Source organism: Herpetosiphon sp. NSE202 (genome assembly GCF_042688385.1).
Classification (GTDB): Bacteria; Chloroflexota; Chloroflexia; order Chloroflexales; family Herpetosiphonaceae; genus Herpetosiphon.
The window spans coordinates 367,117-384,450 of sequence record NZ_JBHUPY010000001.1 but is presented as its reverse complement, the minus strand read 5'-3'; the positions used below and the strand labels follow the sequence as shown (position 1 = coordinate 384,450).

Sequence of the window (17,334 nt, the reverse complement as noted above, 5' to 3'; positions counted from 1 at the left end):
TGTTTGTGCAATGTACCTTCCTCAAGCAACTCAACGCCTGATTGAATTGGCGTTAGCAGAAGACCTCGATGGTGGCGACTTAACATCATTAGCCACAATTCCGGCTGATTTAACAGCCAAAGCCCATGTTTTAGTTAAAGATCAAGGTGTGCTCGCGGGCATGGAAGTTGCGGCGGCAGTTTGCCGTTTGGTCGACCCAGCCTTAGAGTGGCAAGCAATGCTGAACGATGGCGCAACAGTTGAGTATGGCACGATTGTGGCCTATCTCAGCGGGCCAGCGCGCTCGGTGCTGATGGCCGAACGCACCATGCTTAACTTTTTGCAGCGGCTTTCGGGCATTGCCAGCAAAACGGCATTGTATGTTGCCAAAATCGCCGGAACCCAAGCCAAATTGGTTGATACGCGCAAAACCACGCCCGGCTGGCGCGCTTTGGAAAAAGCTGCAGTGCGGGCGGGCGGCGGAGCCAATCATCGCTTCAATTTGGGCGATGGCGTGTTGATCAAAGACAATCATCTGGCGCTTGGTGGCCACGATATTGTTGGCGCAGTGCAGCGAGCACGGGCTGTCGCGCCGCACACCACCAAAATCGAGGTTGAAGTTGAAGATTTGGCGGGGGTACAAGCAGCGCTTGATGGCGGAGCCGACATTATCATGCTTGATAATATGTCAATTGAAGCCATGAGCGAAGCGGTGCAGTTAATTGCTGGACGGGCTTTGGTTGAGGCTTCTGGTGGCATTACGCTTGAGCGGATTCGGGCCGTTGCCGAAACGGGAGTGAACCTCATTTCGTGCGGCGCGATTACCCACTCAGCGGTTGCGCTCGACATCAGCTTGGACATTGCAATCAATTCGTAACGTGCTCATCAGTAGGCTATAAGCAATTTATCAGGTTGGGCATGCTACTATTACGCAGTCAGACCTAAGCAATTGCTTGCGAACGATTTAGTGCTTCGATAAAAGGAGAATGCCATGCGACGACGATGGGTTCGTCTTGGCCTGCTCATGCTTATTGCCATGGGCGTAGTGCTACCTGGAACCAAGGCCGAGGCTACACCGCCGCCGCCTTTAGCCCAGTATTTCCCCGAAACCGGGCAATCAGCGGTCAACTATTTTTGGCAATTTTGGAAGAATACGCCAAACGCTATGCGCGTCTTGGGCTATCCTATTTCTTTGCCATTTGTCCAAGAAAGCTTTACCGAGCCTGGTAAATTCTATTTGGTGCAATATTTCGAACGCGCCATCTTAGAAGAGCACCCTGAAAACTTCAATCACCCAACCAATGGCAACAAATACTTTGTGCTTGGGCGCTTGTTAGGCAAAGAATTGGCCAAGGGTCGCGAAAACGAGCCAGCCTTCAAGCCAGTTGCTAACCCCAACAATGGCACGGTTTGGTTCCCTGAAACCGAACACACCTTGACCAACACCCCTGGCCCATTCTTGACCTTCTGGCGCAATTATGGTGGCTTGTCGGTGTTTGGCTATCCTTTGTCGGAGCCATTCCAAGAGCTGAACCCCGATACGGGCAAAGTCTATTGGGTCCAATATTTCGAACGCAACCGCTTCGAATATCACCCAGAAGAAAAGCCTGAATATCAAGTGTTGCTTGGTTTGTTGGGCAAACAATATTACAACGAACACAAAGACGAGCCAAAATTGGCAGTCAAAGAATGGTTCTTCCGCTATCACACTCGCGCCGAAGCCATTCCAGCCGATTTTGTCTATGGCTATAATGTCCAAGCTTTCTACCAAGAACGCGATCGCTTGTATCAATTGGTCAACAATGCAGCTTTCGGCTGGATTCGCCAACAAGCACCATGGGAAGATCTCCAAGCTGCCGACGGTACAATCTACTGGGGCGAGTTGGATAAAGTGGTCAACGAAGCACACGCCAAAGGGATTAAAGTGCTGCTGAGTGTCGTGCGTTCGCCTGAATGGGCCAGCGAAAATGGCACCCATGGCTTACCATCACGCCGCAACTTCCCCAAATTTGGCGATTTCATGCAGCGCATGGCACAACGCTACAAAGGCAAAGTTCAAGCCTACGAAATTTGGAATGAGCAAAATTACGCGATTGAAAATGGTGGCGTAGTTGCAACCGCTTCATATTATGTCGATATGCTTGAATATGCCTACAAAGGCGTGAAAGCTGCCGACCCAGAAGCGATTGTGGTTTCTGGCTCGCCAACGCCAACCGCAACCAATCGCAGTGATATTGCAATTGACGAGCTGATTTACTTCAGCCAAATGTTTGCAATTCCTAAATTCTGGAGCAACGTCGACGTAATTGGGGCGCACTTTGGTGGCACCTACAATCCACCAGATACCAAGTGGCCAGACAATCCAGGCCCAGGCCCAGGCTGGCGCGACAACTCAGAATTCTACTGGCGACGGATCGAAGATGTCTATCAAGTGCTGGCCAACAGTGGCAACGGCGACCGCCAAATTTGGGTAACCGAAATTGGCTGGGCAACCGCCAACACCAGCCCAGGCTTTGAATATGGCAACTCGAACACCCTCGAAGAACAAGGCGCGTACCTCGAACGAGCAATGTACATGGCTCGCTACGATTACGCTCCATGGGTTGGCGCAATGTTCGTGTGGAACTTAAACTTCGCGGTGACTTCATTTGATCCGCTGCACGAAACCGCTTCGTTCGGGGTATTGAACCCTGATTGGAGCCCACGCCCAGCCTATACCCGCTTACAACAATTTGCAGCAACCCATAAATAATTAACCGAGGTCGGTTTACACAACACGAAGATCACGCTCTGAAGCCAGTGTTTGATCTTCGTGTTTGTTGTCTGACGAGGAGTTTGATATGCGAAAATTACGCTGGTTAAGTGCCGCCATGGGCTGCTTACTCGCAGTTAATATCTTGGCGGCCTGTGGTGGCGATAGCGCTCCTACCGCCCAACCAACGAATCCTGAGGCAGCAACAGCAACGCCGGAAACTGCGGCCCCAACCACGGGCACGAACCCAGCAGTTACCAGCGGCAACCCATTAACCTTGCCCTATTTGCAATATGGCGCAGCTGCCCAACTCTACTATACCGATCGCAATCGCGCCTTAACCTTGATGAACAACGCAAGTTTCGATTGGGTACGCCAACAAATTCAATGGAAAGATATTGAAGGCCCCAAGGGCAACTTTGGCTGGGGCGAGCTTGATGCGATTGTCGCCGATGCCAACGCCAAAAATATCAAAGTGCTGTTGAGCATTGTGCGTTCGCCATCGTGGGCACGCGCCGATGGCACCAACGGCATGCCCGATAACATCAAAGATTTTGGCGATTTCGTCGAGGCCTTGGTTGTGCGATACAAAGGCAAAGTCCAAGCCTACGAAATTTGGAACGAGCAAAATCTTGATCACGAAAATGGTGGCTCACGTGAGTCGATCGACGCAACCAAATATGTCGATCTCTTAGTTGAAGCCTACAATCGGATCAAACCGATTGATCCTGAAGCGTTTGTGATCTCAGGGGCGTTGACTTCAACCGGCGATTCGCCAGCAGCAGTCGATGATATGACCTACTTTGAGCAAATGTTCAGCTACAAAGATGGCATTTTCAAAGATCACATCGATGGCGTGGGTTTCCATCCCTCACCATCGTACAACCCGCCTGCAACCCTGTGGCCCGATATGCCAGGCCCAGGCCCAGGTTGGCTCGAAAGCCCAACCCACTACTTCCGCCATATCGAAAACCTCAAAATTTTGATGGATAAATATGGCATGAGCGAGTATCAGGTGTGGGTGACAGAGTTTGGCTGGGCAACCCAAAATACCAGCCCAGGCTACGAGTATGGCAACGAAATTAGCCTTGAACAACAAGGCCAATATGTGCTCGATGCGCTGCAAATGACCCGCCGCGATTATCCATGGGTCGCCACGATGTTTGTGTGGAACCTCAACTTCGCGGTAACCTCGCCCGACCCGCTTGATCAAACGGCCTCATTTGGGATTCTCAACCCCGATTGGAGTCCACGGCCAGTCTTTGAAAAAATTCAAGGCTTTGTTAATGCCGTCAAGACCGAAGAAGGCCGCTAAACGATTGATTCGGCATAGAGCACACGCTGTATGCCGAATCAAACTCCTCACGCAATAGCCCCCCAGACTCTGGTATACTAGCACGCGGTTTCATACGAAATGGAGGTCAGCGTGATTGCGGTTTATCATCTAAATGCTGGCTCAACTGGCATCGAAGTTCGCATTTTAGCCGAGGCTATCCGCAGCGCGCGCAACCTAACCTGGGCAGCCACTCCGGCCCATGCTGATATTTTTGTGCTGACCGGGCCAATTCCACTGTTGTTGCGCCCAGCACTTATGAATGTTTGGCGCGATTTTATCGTTGATCGTGCGCCGCTGATTGCCTTAGGTCGCGCCAGCATCGATGGGCATCCGTTTGGGCGCGGTGGCTTGGCCGAACTGCCAGAAATTCAGGTTGCTGCGAAAATCGATGGCGATCCGCCGACAGTAACGGCAATTCAGGCTGGCATCGTTCAGGCGCTCAACGCCCGTACCGCCAAACACTAAAGGTCGCTTATGAATACATTAATTGAACAATTGATTGCTGCGTTGCTCTACCCAGGCATGCTTACCACAATGCTCTTGACCCTCGCCGTGATTGGGATTACCAAATTGCACGCGCCTGGGGGTGGCTTGAGCCGCGGGCTATTGGCGGCATTGCGGGGCAAAACCTCGCTTAGTCTGGCAATCGCAGCGCTCTTGGGCTTAATTGCACCTGCATTTTTGCCATGGGCTGGCTCGCCACTAGCAACCTCACGTTTAGGCCAATTGTGGCTGGCTTGGGCCTTGCTCGAAACCTCATTTATGCTGGCACTGATGCCGGGCTTGCAAAGTTTGGCGGCTTCAAGTGTGCGCGCAGCCATGCGTGAGGCCCAATTGAGTAGCGCAGGCCGGATTGTCTTGTGGTTGGCCTTGGGCGTTGCGCTCTGGACAGGCGATAATTGGCAATGGAACATTGTGCCAGCGCGGGTTTTGGCCTTGATTGCCGCCGCCATGGCCTTGCCGGTTGCGCTCGGTTGGGGGCCATTTGCCCATGATTGGAGCTTAACGCCCGGCGGCCCCGAAGCAGAATTGAATCGTGCTAGCGCCGAGCTAGCCCAGTGGGGGCGGGCAATTCGTGCAACAGTCCTGCTCACATTAATCCCCCTGTTGGGCTTTCCGATTACGGCGGGCTTGCATTGGTCGCTGCACATAGCCTTGACCGTTGCCACTACCTTGGCTTTGGCTGGGGTAGGCCGCTACATCAACGGCTCAACAGTGCGCCAGCCGTTGAACGAAAGCTTGCGTTGGTGCTATACGCGCGCCTTGCCAGTGGCCTTGCTCAGCGGCATTGTCTTGGTTGTCATGCAGCATTGGATGTAGGGAGAAGGTATGACAGCACTCTTGCTTGAAAATATTGTCAAACGGTTTGATACAACAACGATCTTGCGCCAGTTGAATTTGATGGTCCAAGAAGGCCAAGTCTATGGCTTGCTGGGGGCAAATGGCGCTGGCAAATCGACCCTCATTCATTTGATTATGGGATTTTTATACCCCGACAGTGGACGAATTGAGGTTTTTGGCAAAACACCTGCCGCCATGCACGGCCAAATTGGCTATTTGCCCGAACGCTTGCGCTACCACACCCATTGCAGCGCCCGCGAATATTTGACCTACATGGGCCACTTTGGCGGCCAACGTGGCCCAAGCCTCGCCAGTCGGATCAACGATTTGCTCGAATTGGTGGGCATGACCGAAGCTGCCGATAAGCGCATGCGCACCTATTCCAAGGGGATGACCCAGCGGGTTGGGATTGCCCAAGCCTTGCTTGCCGACCCGCAACTCTTGCTGATCGACGAGCCATCATCGGGCCTCGACCCCCAAGGCCAACTTGAAATGCGCGATCTCCTGCTCGATCTACGCAGTCAAGGCCATACGATTTTGATTTGCTCGCACCAGCTTGATGAGATCGAGGCGGTTTGCAATCGGGTAGGCATTTTGGTGCAAGGTGCGCTGGCCGCCGAAACCGATTTAGCCCAACTAACGGGAACCAATGGCATCGTGCTGACGCTGAAAGAAACTCCAACCGCTGCGCTCGATTTTGCCCTGCGCTCGATTGACCCCAGCATTGTGCGCGATGATCGCTTTATCACCGTGCCCGAAAATAACCCAGCCTTGCAAGGGCGGTTGTTGCAATTGCTGCTTGATGAAGGCTACACGGTGTCGAGCTTACAACCGACGCTTGGCAATCTGCGCGATCTGTATCTGCACGTTGTATCGGGCAAAGAACCACCAGCAGAAATGCAGCCCCAAGCACCGCTGGCAATTCTTGATAGTTTGTTAGCGAACGAGGAACAGCAATAATGGCAAAGCTTCGGCAAATTTGGGCTTGGACAGGCTTTATCTGGAGCGAATATAAACGCTCTGGGCGTTTCTTAATTGAGTTTGGCGCATTAATTATTTTTGCGTATGTGTTTCTGCGCAAACCAAATACAGCCGCGCAACTCACCGCCACCCAGTTTTTTAGCATGACCGCCATTTTCGTATTATGTCAAACAATTTTCACCACGACGATGATGGCAGGCATGGGCAATCGGCCCCAGGGCTATGTCGTTTTAGCGCGCTCGCTTGGGCGCAAAGGCTATTTGGTTGGCTTATTTTTAGTCGCTTTTTTAATTAGCCTAACCAATCTGTTGCTCTGCACGCTGATCGTCACGCTGATCAATAAGCCTGTTTTGTGGGATGCAGTGATTTGGGGCGCTGGCGCGTTGCCGTTGATTTTAGATATTGCCTTGGTGACGGCATTGGTACTGTTGCTTTCCAGTTTGGTCTTATCGCAAGGCTGGCGCTTGAGCATTTTGGGCGTAATTGCCTTGGCTTCGTTGAGCACCAGCGATATTTTTACCAATACCTTTGCCCCGAATGGCAGCTTGGGCAAAATTTTGGCCGCCATTCGCACCATCGTTGGCATTCCATTAACCCCGCTTTTCGCAGGCTTTGAGCTAGCAGTTACCCGCCAAGCCTACGAGAGCAACATCAATCAAGCCTTGGCAATTTTGGGAGGCCAAATGGCCCTGTTAATTGCGGTCAGCGCCTTTGGCTTTTTTGCCTTTGAACGCCGCGATATTATTCTAGGAGCCTAAGCGTGCAAGCTGATGTGTTGGTAATTGGCGCAGGCCTCGCAGGCTTGTGGAGCGCGATTCTGCATGCCCAAGCTGGCCGAAGCGTCACGTTGTTGGCCAAAGGCCATGGCACATTGCCGTGGAGCAGCGGCTGCCTTGATCTTTGGCCGCACCAACCACCAGCCGAACAAAGCACCCACCATCCCTTTGCGACGCTGCAATCAGCGTTGGAACCAGCAACCCAAGCTTGGCTGAAATTCAGCGAGCAGCAGAGCTATCGCTTTGTGGCTAAGCGCCAGCATGCGTGGTTGCCAACTGCAATTGGCACGTGGCGGCCAACCAACGCCGTTCCCTTAACGATGATCAACGCTGAACGCTCGATCATCAGCAATTATCGGGTCTTGGTGCTTGGTTTTCACGAATTACGCGATTTCTTTTCCCCGTTGTTGGCAGCACGACTCGCCGAGCAAGGGATTGCCGCGCGTGGCGCATATTTGACGATGCCGCCAAGCGAGCGCAGCCGCGATTTCAATAGCGTCAATTTGGCCCGTTTATGCGAGCAAGCCAGTTTTCGCCAAGCGCTCATTAAGCAAATCGATCAGATTCGCGGCGATGCACAACTCCTACTGTTTCCCGCAATTCTTGGCCTCGACCAGAGCGCAAGCATCGTTAATGAACTGCAAAGTAAATTGGGATGTTTGGTGGCCGAAGTGCCAACCTTGCCAACCAATGTGGCCGGGTTACGCTTGCAACGCATGTTAATCAGCCATTTTGAGCAGTTGAATGGCCGCATCCAACTGAGTGCAGAAGTTATTCGCGGCGAGTTTCAGCACCAACGGCTGGTTGCGGTGTATAGCGCTGCCGCCGCCCGCGAACAACGCCACAGTGCCAAGCACTATATTTTGGCAACTGGCGGCATTGGCGGCGGTGGATTACGCGCCGATTATCCCAACCTGCTACGTGAAACCGCGCTCAATTTGCCAGTTCAACAACCAGCCGAGCGTGATCAGTGGTTCGAACCCAATCTTCACCAGCAACATCAGCTCTTTCAAGCAGGCATCGCAGTTAATCAAGAGCTTCAGCCAATCGATGCACAGCACCAGCCAATTGCCGAAAATCTGCAAATCGTTGGGGCCGCGCTGGCCGGATGCGACCCGATTCGCGAGCGTTGGGTTGAGGGTTTAGCCCTTGCAAGTGCAACCCAAGCGTTTAAAGAACATAGAACATAGCTAAAGGATGAAGGATGAAGGATGAAGGGAAAATCAAAAGTCAGAAATCAAAAGTCAAAATAGGGGCGAGGGATCGAGTTCCGTTTTTAACGCAGAGGCGCAGAGAGAAGATGGCTATGGGCTATCGAAACCTTGTTCGTGCAATTCGTGCAATTCGTGGCGAAAAAGATCATAATCTGACTAATCTGTGCCAATCTGTGGCAAAAATCCAGGGCTATAAGCTCTTGGCTTTTGGATGAATGATTGGCAGGAAATCACACCGATCGTCCGCTAGCCAATAGCCTGTAGCTATAGACCTTCGTGCTCTTCGCGATCTTCGCGGTTCCAATCCTTCGTATCCTTCGTGCTCTTCGTGGATCAACATTTATTGCAGCGGTGTCGAGATGCAATTACGGCCTAAAATTCGCCTCCCAACGCTGCTGATCGGCGTAAACTTAGCTGTGTTAATCATTGCCATCGTCGGAATTGCGACGGTGGCAATTAGCTTGTTGTTGGAATTGGGCGATGATCAAGGCTTAGCCCGAGTGCGCCAAGGCGTTGCAATCGCTCAAAACGATGTCCAGCGTTCGGGCAACGAGGTATTGACAACCGCCCAACTATTGGCCGAACGCCCAACCCTCGCCCGCCTGTTGCAAACCAACGATCAAGCTGCACTCAGCACATTTTTAAGCCAATTTCAAGCCACCAGCGATCTCGCGGGCTGTGCAATCTATCAAAATGGTCAGCTATTAATCGCGGTTGGAGCTGAGGTTCCGGCCATGCCAGCCCTCGCAGATCGGGCATTATTGCTTGATGGCCCTTTGTTACGCTTGGCTGCCCGCGTGCCACTTGCCACCGATCCTAGCGTCATTGTCGCAGTCTGGATCGAGCTTGACCAACAGTATCAAGCTGAGTTATCGACTATTCTGAGTTTGCCCGTGGCGATTGTGCCGCAACAACGCCTAAGCAACGCCAATGATCCATTAAGCCAAACCCAAACTGCGGCGCTCAACACAAACTCAACCACCGATAGCTATTTGCGCGAGCAACATCACTACATCGCGAGCGCCCCACTGCTCTCCATCACCGGCCAGCCAATTGGCGTTGTCAGCGTGACCTTGCCCGATACCCAAATTCGCAATTCGGCGCAGCGGCTCAGCGAAGTGTTGCTCACGATTGCCCTGGTTGGCGGGGTTTTGGCCTTTGGCTTAAATTTGTTGGTTGGGCGCTATGTTGGTGGGCCGTTGCGACGTTTGACCAAAGCCGCCGCCCAAATTGGTCGCGGCGATTTAACTACGCCTGTCGCTCCGGCCAAAGGCGTTGAGGTCGGCACGCTCGCCGGAACCTTGGAAGATATGCGCCAACGCCTGCGCGGCCTAACCGCCGATCTTCAGCGCCAACAATCTGAGGCCAACGCTATTTTGGCGGGAATTGTCGAAGGTGTATTTACCGTCGATCGCGATCGCCGGATTCGCTATTTGAATCAACAAGCAGCCAGCATGCTTGGCATCGAGCCAGAGCAAGCAATTGGGCGGTTTTGTGGCGATGTGTTGCAGCCACAGTTCATCGCTGGCGTGCGGCCTTGTGAGCAAGCTTGTCCGATTATTCATGCCCGCTTTCGCGGCCAAGCCCAAGCTACCGAGCATTTACAATTGCGCGATGGTCGCCACCGCACCGTGATTATCACCAGCTCGGGTGATCTTGAGCACAATCATGTGCAGGTAATGCGTGATGAAACTGATATTGAAACTTCACGCCGTTTGCGCGATACGATTTTGGCAACCATTTCACATGAGTTTCGCACCCCGCTCTCAGCCCAATTAGCTTCGTTGGAGCTGTTGCTTGATCAATTGCCGCAACTTTCGACTGCCCAAATTCGCCAACTGATCGTATCATTACAGCGTGGAGCCTTGCGCTTAACCTATTTGATCGATAATTTATTGGAAAGTGCGCGCATCGAAGCGGGCCAATTGACAATTCGGCGCAGCGAAATCGCCTTAGATTCGGTCGTCGAGGCCGCAGTTGAATTGATGTTGCCATTAATTCAACAACGCCGCCAGCAAGTCGAGGTCGATTTGCCCTATCCACTGCCGAATGTGGCTGGCGATGCCACCAGATTAACCCAAGTCTTTGTCAATCTGCTTGCCAATGCCAGCAAATTTTCGCCGCCCGATAGCACCATTGGCATTGGTGGCCAGGTAAGCGCCGAGCATTTGCAAGTTTGGGTCGAAGATGAAGGCCCAGGCATGCCGCCATCACCCAGCGAATCGCCGTTTCGCTTGTTTGTGCGCGGACGCAACGAGCCAGAGCAAAGCGGCGCAGGCTTGGGCTTGTGGATCGTTCAATCAATTATTGAGCGCCACGATGGCCGCATTCATGTGCCAGCTCGCAGCCTTGGCACGCGGATTGTGATTGAATTACCCAGAGGAAGCGATGAAAATTTTAGTCGTTGATGATGATGCTGAATTACGTGGCTTAATTGGCTTTGCCCTGAGCCAAGCAGGCTACACCGTGGTGCAAGCAGCCGATGGAACCCAAGCCTTAACCCAATTTGCCAGCGAACAACCAGAATTGGTGATTCTCGATGTGAATATGCCAGGTTTAGATGGCTTTGAAGTGTGTCGCCGAATTCGCGCCCAATCAGCTGTACCAGTGATGTTGCTGACCGTGCGCAACAGCGAAGATGATTTGATTCGGGGCTTGGATGGCGGCGCTGACGATTATCTCAACAAGCCATTTAGCCCACGCACGCTTACCGCACGAGTGCGCGCCCTGCTACGACGCGGTGGCGGCGAACGCCCAACGCCCTTGCAACAAGGCGATTTGGTGCTGGATACCGAGCGCCAAAGTGTGAGCCGCGAAGGCTTGGGCTTTGTCTCGTTGACTAATCGTGAATTTCGCTTGCTGCAATATTTGTTGGCCAATGCAGGCCGCGTCGTCAGCAACGAACAGGTTACAATCCATGTTTGGGGCCAGCATGGCATTGGCGATCGCACCTTATTGAAACAACTGGTGCATCGTTTGCGCCAAAAAATCGAGCCAAACCCCGCCGAGCCACAATATTTGGTGACGATTCCTAGTGTTGGCTATATTTTGCAGCCCAACGGGGCAAATTAAGTTGCATCAAAATCAGCAACGCTGCGTACAGCCTTACGGAATAGTTGGAGCCAACAATGAAACGCAAATATAACCTGTTGTATGCTGTGGTCGGGCTTGGCGGCGTGGGTATGAGCCTTGATCAAGCCAGTAGCTTGGTCAATAGCACATCGCTTGAAGCAACCTTCAAAGCCTTCGTTACAATTGCATGGGGTTTATGGGTTGCGAGCCATGTTGGCTACTACTGGCTTTTTATGCGCCAATATGGCTATGAAAATGCAGCGCCAAACCAACAGCCCACCCTAGGCCAATTTAATGCGTGGCTCAGCCCAAGCCAGCAACGGGTGCTGACTGGATTACAGGTTAGTTTGGTTGGATCTGGCGGATTGTGGCTATTGAGCAAATGGTTTTTTTAAACGGATAATCGGAGAGAACGATGAAGTATGCAAAGCACATTCTATTTGGCCTGATTGGATTTTTCGGCCTAACTTTAGCCTTTACTAGCAGCCCATTTTGGCAAACTGGTGGGCTAGGCAATGGGTTGCGCATGCTGATCGATAGCATTCCAGGGGTGATGCTGATGCTTGCCAGCTATGTGAATGGCCGTTATCACCCGCGCTATCGCCAAGACCGTCAGCCAATTAGGCAAACTGCTGGGCTTTGGCCCGATTGGCTGCCTGATGGCGCATTTAAAAGCTTGGCAGGCTTGGCATTGCTGCAAGGTGGTTTGATCATCGTGCTGGCAATCATCAGCTAGCGCGATACAGGGCAGTACCGCGCCATTGCAATTTACAAGGTTTCGAGCACGTTCATCACTTCGTTTTGGTCGGGCTGTTGGCCAGGGTTGGTTACCGAAACGTGGCGCACGATCCCAGCTTTATCAATCACAAATACGGCGCGATTGGTAAAGCCTTCTGGCCGCAACACGCCATAGGCTTCGGAAACATGGCGTTGATAATCGCTGAGTAGTTGATATTCCAGCCCTAACTGATCGGAAAATGCTTTGTGCGACCATTTACTATCAGTGCTAATGCCAAAAATCTCAGTATCACGTTGATCGAATTCAGGCTTGCGGGCTTGATAACTGGGCAATTGCAACGAACAGACAGGGCTAAAATCTAAGGGATAAAACAGTAGCACAACGTTTTTTTGGCCTTGGAAGTCGGCCAAATGCACGTCGCCATCAGTGCCACTTAATGTCCAATCGGGGGCTTTATCGCCAACTTTAAGGGTGGTACTATCCACGTGAATTGCTCCTTAATGTACACACTCATCCTAATACCGTATTGCATTATACTCCGCATCGGAGTGAATTGAGCGGAATTATGCCAAGCCAATCAGCAATCGAACCGATCGCCAAACACCGCGTTACCAGCGTTCACCCCGAACACATGCAGATTGATGCCACGCGGCTGAGGATTGATCAGACGCTTATTCCAATCGCAAACCTTGCCAAAGTTGCCCAAGTAAAAATCTACAAGGCCTTTCCGACCACCCAAGTATTGATTTTAGCCACGGGCTTAACAATTTTCATGGGCCTAAAACCACGCATCTTACGCATCTTATCAGACATCTTAATTGAGCAAGCCCAAAATGTGTTATCAGCCGTCCTCGCCTTGTGGATCATTTATCTCTTTGTGGATTATCTCAGTTGGCGCGACCAACATGGCTTGTTAGTGGTACCAAGCACTGGGCAGAATGAGGCAATTGTGTTCGTTCATGAAAATCCTGAATTTATTGGCCACGTGTTGGGGGCAGTTGAGCAGGTCATCGACAAGTCGGCAGCTGGCTATAGCATCGATTGGAAAAAACAAACGCTTGATGCCAAATAAATTCCCTCACCCCCCAGCCCCCTCTCCCACAAAAATGCGGGCGAGGGGGAGCCGACCATTTTTCGCCAAGGAATTGCGGGAGAACCAGCGCGTTAAAGCCCCTCGCCCGCGCCACGGGAGAGGGGTTGGGGTGAGGCGATCTACTCAAAACTTACTGAATTGCAATCCAAATTTCGACCACCCCCCAGCCCCCTCTCCCACAAAAATGCGGGCGAGGGGGAGCCGACCATTTTTCGCCAAGGAATTGGGGGAGAACCAGCGCGTTAAAGCCCCTCGCCCGCGCCACGGGAGAGGGGTTGGGGTGAGGCGATCTACTCAAAACTTACTGAATTGCAATCCAAATTTCGACCTGCTCTGGCTGGGCAAAATCGTAGTATTCAAAATCGGCAGTATAGCTGCGTTGATAGGCTTGGGGCTGGCTAAAATAGTCCCAAATCTGCACCCACAGCCCAAATACATCGCTTGGTTGAGCAATGGTTGCTTGCCAACGCAAATAACGCTGGGCAGGAATAGTAATTTGAGTTAAGCCAGCAGCAACTGGTTGCTCGCCGCTGACCGCATGGCCAACAATCAAATCGTACTCGCCGCGATGATCGCTGGCATAGTGGGTATAGACCGCATAGCGACTGGTAAGATCAGCAGTGGAAATTTGCTGGCTGATATTCTCGCTAAAAAAGCGTTGATACAATGGGCCGATTAAGCCAGTGTTGGGGTCGCCTTCCGCCTGATTGGTAGTGCGAGTAGCCAAACCTGCAATTGTTACGCCAGCCCGTTCATAGACCTGCATAGAAAATCCTCATACAACACAACCAAGCAATTATACAAAACAAATGTGCTCTTTTCAAGCCACAAAAAACCACGGCCAAGCCCATTGCCTAGCCGTGGTTGGGCCAACCGAGCATTATTTCTCGGTGACAGCTTTTTTCAAGTTGCTACCAGCCGAGAATGCTGGGGCGCGGGTAGCAGGAATTTCCAATGGCTCGCGGGTTTTAGGGTTGAAGCCAGTGCGCGCTTGGCGTTCGCGGACTTCAAACGTGCCAAAGCCAGTCAAGACGACCCGATCGCCAGCTGCCAACGCTTCGGTAATGCTTTCGAGCAAGGCGTTAACTGCTTTTCCAGCTTGGGCTTGGTTCAAACCTGATTTTTCCGCAATGGCCTTGATCAAATCCGATTGATGCATTTGGAGTTACTCCTTACACTACCTGTCTTCACCAAAATTGAAAGACAGCCGCATGGCTTTAGTATCCTCGTAATACCTCAAGCATTCGCGATAGCACCTACCTTATATCACCCTTGCCAAGAATGCAAGTGCTTTTTGGCTCAGGGAGTAGGTTTTTGGCCTAGCAAAGAGCAAATGCAGTGCCATCAGCCCTAGATTTGGGCGATTTATTAAGCTTCTTTAGAAATTCTGGTTGCAAATTGGCATTGGTTGGCCGCTTGGGGCTTGGGCTACGCTTGTTCAGCGCTAAGTAGCTAGCTGTAATGGAACATCAGGTTAACCACCGTCTGATCCCCTCACCCCAACCCCTCTCCCACGTGGCGGGCGAGGGGCTTTCATCCCCTGGTTCTACCGCACGGCGTGGTGAAAACGGATACTCCCCTCGCTCGCGTTTTCGTGGGAGAGGGGGTTGGGGGGTGAGGGGACACGGTTGCCAATCCAATGAACCATTACAGCCAACAACACGAATAGCGGCCAGCAGCCTAAACTTAATTCACCATTGGCAGTAAAATCGCCGTATAATACGATGTATTGTGCGTCGTAGCGGAGGAAATCAAGACCAATGACGACGTTTTTATTAATTCGCCATGCTACCAACGATATGGTTGGTAAAGCCTTGGCTGGTTGGACACCCAACGTCCACCTCAACGCCGAAGGTCAGGCCCAAGCTCAACGCTTGGCTGAACATTTGGCCAACGCCCCGATCAAAGCGATCTATAGCAGCCCGCTTGAGCGCGCTGTCGAAACCGCCCAACCAATCGCGCAACAGCTTGGCCTTGAGGTTCAAATCTTGGCTGGCGTTGGCGAGATTCAATTTGGCGAGTGGACAGGCCGCACGATTAAGGAATTAGCCGACACCCCAACTTGGACTAATATCCAGCGCTTTCCATCGGGCACGCGGATTCCAGGCGGCGAAACCTTGCGCGAGATGCAAAATCGGGTTGTCGATGCGCTCGAAGCGCTGCGTCAGCAACATCCTAATGAGGTTATTGCCGTTTTTGCCCATGCCGATGTGGTTAAAGCCATGATTGCGCATTATTTGGGCGTACATTTAGATTTGTTCCAACGAATTGTCATTAGCCCAGCCTCAGTAACGGTGGTTACGGTCAACGATAGCGGGCCGCATGTGCTGTGTGTCAATCAAACCAGCGAAATGCCCAGCTTTCCTGAAGCCAAGCCTGCTTCGAACGATACAAACGAGGTTACGCCGGAAACTGAACGGCCTGTGGGTTAAGCTAAGCTCTCGCTTACACTGAATTGAAAGGTTCGGTATGTCAGATTTCGTCTACGATTTACGCCGCGTCAGCCATATTACGGCAGCAGCAGTTGGCCAGCCAGGCCAGCGAACGTTCTATCTTCAAGCCCAAAAAGGCAACGATCTGGTTTCGTTGATCACCGAAAAAGAGTTGGTTCGGGCCTTATGCTTACGAATCGACGATATTCTCGAAGAATTGGATAAGCGTGGCGTGGCGCGGCCCGATGCATCCGAGGAGCCAACCCCAGCCGAATTATTGCTGCGGCCACCGTTGAATCCCTTCTTCCGCATTGCCCAAATGGCGCTTGCCTACGACCCAACCAGCGATCTGTTGGTCATCGAGGCTGATGAATTGCAGTTGGGCGACGATGATGAAGATGAAGATATTGACCCAATTTTGCAGCAACGCAGCGACGATGATGAAGAAGCCAAAAACGAGCCACGTCGCGTTCGTATTTCGGCAACCCGCGCCAAAATGCAAGCGCTAAGTCGCAACGCGATGGACATCATCACCACTGGCGGGCGGCCAATTTGCCCTCAATGTTTGCAACCAATGGAAGATGAAGGCCATATGTGCGTCAAGAAAAACGGCCACGGCAATAAAAAAGCTTCCGAAATGTAGAAGTAGGGGTCGGGGGCTGTGGATGAGGGATCAGGTTTAGCCTAATTTGGGATTGAGCAATGTCCTGATCGCCGACCCCTGAACCCCGACCTCCAATAAAGTAGAGATCGGTGGTTGGGGATCAGGTTTAGCCTAATTTGGGATTGAGCAACGTCCTGATCCCCGACCCCTGAACTCCGACCCCATTTGCCCAATACTGAGGTAGCCCATGAGCGATAACGAATCAGAGCAACCCCTAGCGCTTGAGCTGGCAACGATCTTGCAAGTGCTGCGCGATGGCCGGATCGAATTGCAGGGCTTATTGCCATGGAGCAGTAACTATACCTTTTTAGTTGAAGTCCATGCCGATGACCCAAGCGAGCTGGTGCTAGGGGCCGTCTATAAACCCCAACGTGGCGAGAACCCGCTCTGGGATTTTCCGCAGGGCACATTATACAAACGCGAGGCAGCGGCGTTTATGATTAGCCATGCCTTGGGCTGGCATTTGGTGCCGCCAACCGTTACCCGCCAAGGCCCGCACGGCGTTGGCTCGGTGCAATTGCTGATTCACGCCGATTATGAGCAGCATTTTTTTACTTTGAAAGAAGGCCACGAACGCGATTTTCAGCGTATGGCCTTGTTTGATATTGTGATTAACAATGCAGATCGCAAGGGTGGCCATGTGCTCGTCGATGATGATCAACGGATTTGGGCGATTGATCATGGCATCTGCTTTCACGATGAATATAAGTTGCGCACGGTAATTTGGGATTGGGTGGGCGAGGATATTCCCGCAGAAGATTTAGCCGACCTCAAGCAACTGGCCCAAGATTTGGAGCCAGAAACGAGCCTGACCGAAGCACTCAACACCATGCTCTATCCACGTGAAATCAAAGCCATGCGCCAACGGCTCAGCCGCCTGATCAGCAATGCCAAATTCCCCGCTTCGTATGGGCAGCGCTCAATTCCGTGGCCGCCCGTGTAGACAAGGATGTCC

Annotated in this window: 20 protein-coding genes; 17 read left to right on the top strand and 3 right to left on the bottom strand. The window is 52.1% G+C overall.

Annotated features, from left to right (window positions below; genetic code table 11):
* Window positions 1–10 precede the first annotated feature (10 nt).
* From nadC to ACFMKP_RS01565, 13 genes are all read left to right on the top strand, one after another.
* The gene (gene nadC, locus ACFMKP_RS01625) at window positions 11–856 is read left to right on the top strand and encodes a carboxylating nicotinate-nucleotide diphosphorylase (RefSeq protein WP_382288467.1); all 846 of its coding nucleotides are present in this window, start codon (window positions 11–13) and stop codon (window positions 854–856) included.
* Window positions 857–970: 114 nt separating this feature from the next.
* On the top strand, window positions 971–2,731 hold the full coding sequence (locus ACFMKP_RS01620; protein WP_382288465.1) for a cellulase family glycosylhydrolase: 1,761 nt from the start codon (window positions 971–973) through the stop codon (window positions 2,729–2,731).
* A gap of 88 nt (window positions 2,732–2,819) precedes the next feature.
* Window positions 2,820–4,046 (top strand): endo-1,4-beta-xylanase, encoded by a 1,227-nt coding sequence (locus ACFMKP_RS01615; RefSeq protein ID WP_110519374.1) that lies wholly within the window; start codon window positions 2,820–2,822, stop codon window positions 4,044–4,046.
* 111 nt (window positions 4,047–4,157) lie between these two features.
* On the top strand, window positions 4,158–4,532 hold the full coding sequence (locus ACFMKP_RS01610) for a hypothetical protein (RefSeq protein ID WP_054535040.1): 375 nt from the start codon (window positions 4,158–4,160) through the stop codon (window positions 4,530–4,532).
* A gap of 9 nt (window positions 4,533–4,541) precedes the next feature.
* On the top strand, window positions 4,542–5,387 hold the full coding sequence (locus ACFMKP_RS01605) for a hypothetical protein (RefSeq protein WP_382288462.1): 846 nt from the start codon (window positions 4,542–4,544) through the stop codon (window positions 5,385–5,387).
* Between the two features lie 9 nt (window positions 5,388–5,396).
* Window positions 5,397–6,368 (top strand): ABC transporter ATP-binding protein, encoded by a 972-nt coding sequence (locus tag ACFMKP_RS01600; protein ID WP_382288460.1) that lies wholly within the window; start codon window positions 5,397–5,399, stop codon window positions 6,366–6,368.
* A complete protein-coding gene (locus ACFMKP_RS01595; RefSeq protein WP_382288458.1) occupies window positions 6,368–7,147 on the top strand; it encodes a hypothetical protein in 780 nt (259 codons plus the stop codon). Before ACFMKP_RS01600 ends, ACFMKP_RS01595 begins: the two co-directional genes overlap by 1 nt.
* Before the next feature lie 2 nt (window positions 7,148–7,149).
* Window positions 7,150–8,355: a glycerol-3-phosphate dehydrogenase subunit GlpB gene (gene glpB / locus ACFMKP_RS01590; protein WP_382288457.1), complete on the top strand. Its 1,206-nt coding sequence runs from the start codon at window positions 7,150–7,152 to the stop codon at window positions 8,353–8,355.
* A 14-nt stretch (window positions 8,356–8,369) separates the two neighbouring features.
* Window positions 8,370–8,594 (top strand): hypothetical protein, encoded by a 225-nt coding sequence (locus tag ACFMKP_RS01585; protein WP_382288455.1) that lies wholly within the window; start codon window positions 8,370–8,372, stop codon window positions 8,592–8,594.
* A gap of 144 nt (window positions 8,595–8,738) precedes the next feature.
* On the top strand, window positions 8,739–10,787 hold the full coding sequence (locus ACFMKP_RS01580) for an ATP-binding protein (protein WP_382288453.1): 2,049 nt from the start codon (window positions 8,739–8,741) through the stop codon (window positions 10,785–10,787).
* On the top strand, window positions 10,768–11,451 hold the full coding sequence (locus ACFMKP_RS01575) for a response regulator transcription factor (protein ID WP_110519387.1): 684 nt from the start codon (window positions 10,768–10,770) through the stop codon (window positions 11,449–11,451). Before ACFMKP_RS01580 ends, ACFMKP_RS01575 begins: the two co-directional genes overlap by 20 nt.
* 56 nt (window positions 11,452–11,507) lie before the next feature.
* Window positions 11,508–11,846, top strand: a complete 339-nt coding sequence (locus ACFMKP_RS01570) for a hypothetical protein (RefSeq protein ID WP_382288451.1) — start codon at window positions 11,508–11,510, stop codon at window positions 11,844–11,846.
* A 20-nt stretch (window positions 11,847–11,866) separates the two neighbouring features.
* Window positions 11,867–12,187 (top strand): hypothetical protein, encoded by a 321-nt coding sequence (locus ACFMKP_RS01565; RefSeq protein ID WP_382289439.1) that lies wholly within the window; start codon window positions 11,867–11,869, stop codon window positions 12,185–12,187.
* 32 nt (window positions 12,188–12,219) lie between these two features.
* Here ACFMKP_RS01565 and ACFMKP_RS01560 read toward each other — a convergent pair whose 3' ends face one another.
* Window positions 12,220–12,675 carry a peroxiredoxin gene (locus tag ACFMKP_RS01560; protein WP_382288450.1) on the bottom strand — a complete coding sequence of 152 codons (456 nt, stop codon included), beginning with the start codon at window positions 12,673–12,675 and terminating at the stop codon, window positions 12,220–12,222.
* 80 nt (window positions 12,676–12,755) lie between these two features.
* Between ACFMKP_RS01560 and ACFMKP_RS01555 the strand changes: the two genes are divergently transcribed.
* A complete protein-coding gene (locus ACFMKP_RS01555) occupies window positions 12,756–13,262 on the top strand; it encodes a hypothetical protein (protein WP_382288447.1) in 507 nt (168 codons plus the stop codon).
* Between the two features lie 322 nt (window positions 13,263–13,584).
* On the opposite strand, the gene ACFMKP_RS01550 is transcribed toward ACFMKP_RS01555, so the two are convergent.
* Both ACFMKP_RS01550 and ACFMKP_RS01545 read right to left on the bottom strand, forming a co-directional pair.
* Window positions 13,585–14,049, bottom strand: coding sequence for a GyrI-like domain-containing protein (locus tag ACFMKP_RS01550; RefSeq protein ID WP_382288445.1), 465 nt, complete (start codon window positions 14,047–14,049; stop codon window positions 13,585–13,587).
* Window positions 14,050–14,163: 114 nt separating this feature from the next.
* On the bottom strand, window positions 14,164–14,442 hold the full coding sequence (locus ACFMKP_RS01545; RefSeq protein ID WP_054535028.1) for an HU family DNA-binding protein: 279 nt from the start codon (window positions 14,440–14,442) through the stop codon (window positions 14,164–14,166).
* Between the two features lie 601 nt (window positions 14,443–15,043).
* On the opposite strand from ACFMKP_RS01545, the gene ACFMKP_RS01540 reads away from it, so the two are divergent.
* The 3 genes from ACFMKP_RS01540 to ACFMKP_RS01530 all read left to right on the top strand — a co-directional run bounded on the left by ACFMKP_RS01540 (window position 15,044) and on the right by ACFMKP_RS01530 (window position 17,322).
* Window positions 15,044–15,715, top strand: coding sequence for an MSMEG_4193 family putative phosphomutase (locus ACFMKP_RS01540; RefSeq protein ID WP_382288442.1), 672 nt, complete (start codon window positions 15,044–15,046; stop codon window positions 15,713–15,715).
* 37 nt (window positions 15,716–15,752) lie between these two features.
* Window positions 15,753–16,358: a DUF3090 domain-containing protein gene (locus ACFMKP_RS01535; protein ID WP_382288439.1), complete on the top strand. Its 606-nt coding sequence runs from the start codon at window positions 15,753–15,755 to the stop codon at window positions 16,356–16,358.
* A 208-nt stretch (window positions 16,359–16,566) separates the two neighbouring features.
* The gene (locus ACFMKP_RS01530) at window positions 16,567–17,322 is read left to right on the top strand and encodes an SCO1664 family protein (protein ID WP_382288437.1); all 756 of its coding nucleotides are present in this window, start codon (window positions 16,567–16,569) and stop codon (window positions 17,320–17,322) included.
* The last annotated feature ends 12 nt before the right edge of the window (window positions 17,323–17,334 follow it).

Coding starts and splice junctions, on each gene's coding strand:
- nadC (WP_382288467.1), top strand. CDS start 11: ATGTACCTTCCTCAAGCAACTCAACGCCTGATTGAATTGGCGTTAGCA.
- ACFMKP_RS01620 (WP_382288465.1), top strand. CDS start 971: ATGCGACGACGATGGGTTCGTCTTGGCCTGCTCATGCTTATTGCCATG.
- ACFMKP_RS01615 (WP_110519374.1), top strand. CDS start 2,820: ATGCGAAAATTACGCTGGTTAAGTGCCGCCATGGGCTGCTTACTCGCA.
- ACFMKP_RS01605 (WP_382288462.1), top strand. CDS start 4,542: ATGAATACATTAATTGAACAATTGATTGCTGCGTTGCTCTACCCAGGC.
- ACFMKP_RS01600 (WP_382288460.1), top strand. CDS start 5,397: ATGACAGCACTCTTGCTTGAAAATATTGTCAAACGGTTTGATACAACA.
- ACFMKP_RS01595 (WP_382288458.1), top strand. CDS start 6,368: ATGGCAAAGCTTCGGCAAATTTGGGCTTGGACAGGCTTTATCTGGAGC.
- ACFMKP_RS01585 (WP_382288455.1), top strand. CDS start 8,370: ATGAAGGATGAAGGGAAAATCAAAAGTCAGAAATCAAAAGTCAAAATA.
- ACFMKP_RS01580 (WP_382288453.1), top strand. CDS start 8,739: ATGCAATTACGGCCTAAAATTCGCCTCCCAACGCTGCTGATCGGCGTA.
- ACFMKP_RS01575 (WP_110519387.1), top strand. CDS start 10,768: ATGAAAATTTTAGTCGTTGATGATGATGCTGAATTACGTGGCTTAATT.
- ACFMKP_RS01570 (WP_382288451.1), top strand. CDS start 11,508: ATGAAACGCAAATATAACCTGTTGTATGCTGTGGTCGGGCTTGGCGGC.
- ACFMKP_RS01565 (WP_382289439.1), top strand. CDS start 11,867: ATGAAGTATGCAAAGCACATTCTATTTGGCCTGATTGGATTTTTCGGC.
- ACFMKP_RS01555 (WP_382288447.1), top strand. CDS start 12,756: ATGCCAAGCCAATCAGCAATCGAACCGATCGCCAAACACCGCGTTACC.
- ACFMKP_RS01550 (WP_382288445.1), bottom strand. CDS start 14,049: ATGCAGGTCTATGAACGGGCTGGCGTAACAATTGCAGGTTTGGCTACT.
- ACFMKP_RS01545 (WP_054535028.1), bottom strand. CDS start 14,442: ATGCATCAATCGGATTTGATCAAGGCCATTGCGGAAAAATCAGGTTTG.
- ACFMKP_RS01540 (WP_382288442.1), top strand. CDS start 15,044: ATGACGACGTTTTTATTAATTCGCCATGCTACCAACGATATGGTTGGT.
- ACFMKP_RS01535 (WP_382288439.1), top strand. CDS start 15,753: ATGTCAGATTTCGTCTACGATTTACGCCGCGTCAGCCATATTACGGCA.
- ACFMKP_RS01530 (WP_382288437.1), top strand. CDS start 16,567: ATGAGCGATAACGAATCAGAGCAACCCCTAGCGCTTGAGCTGGCAACG.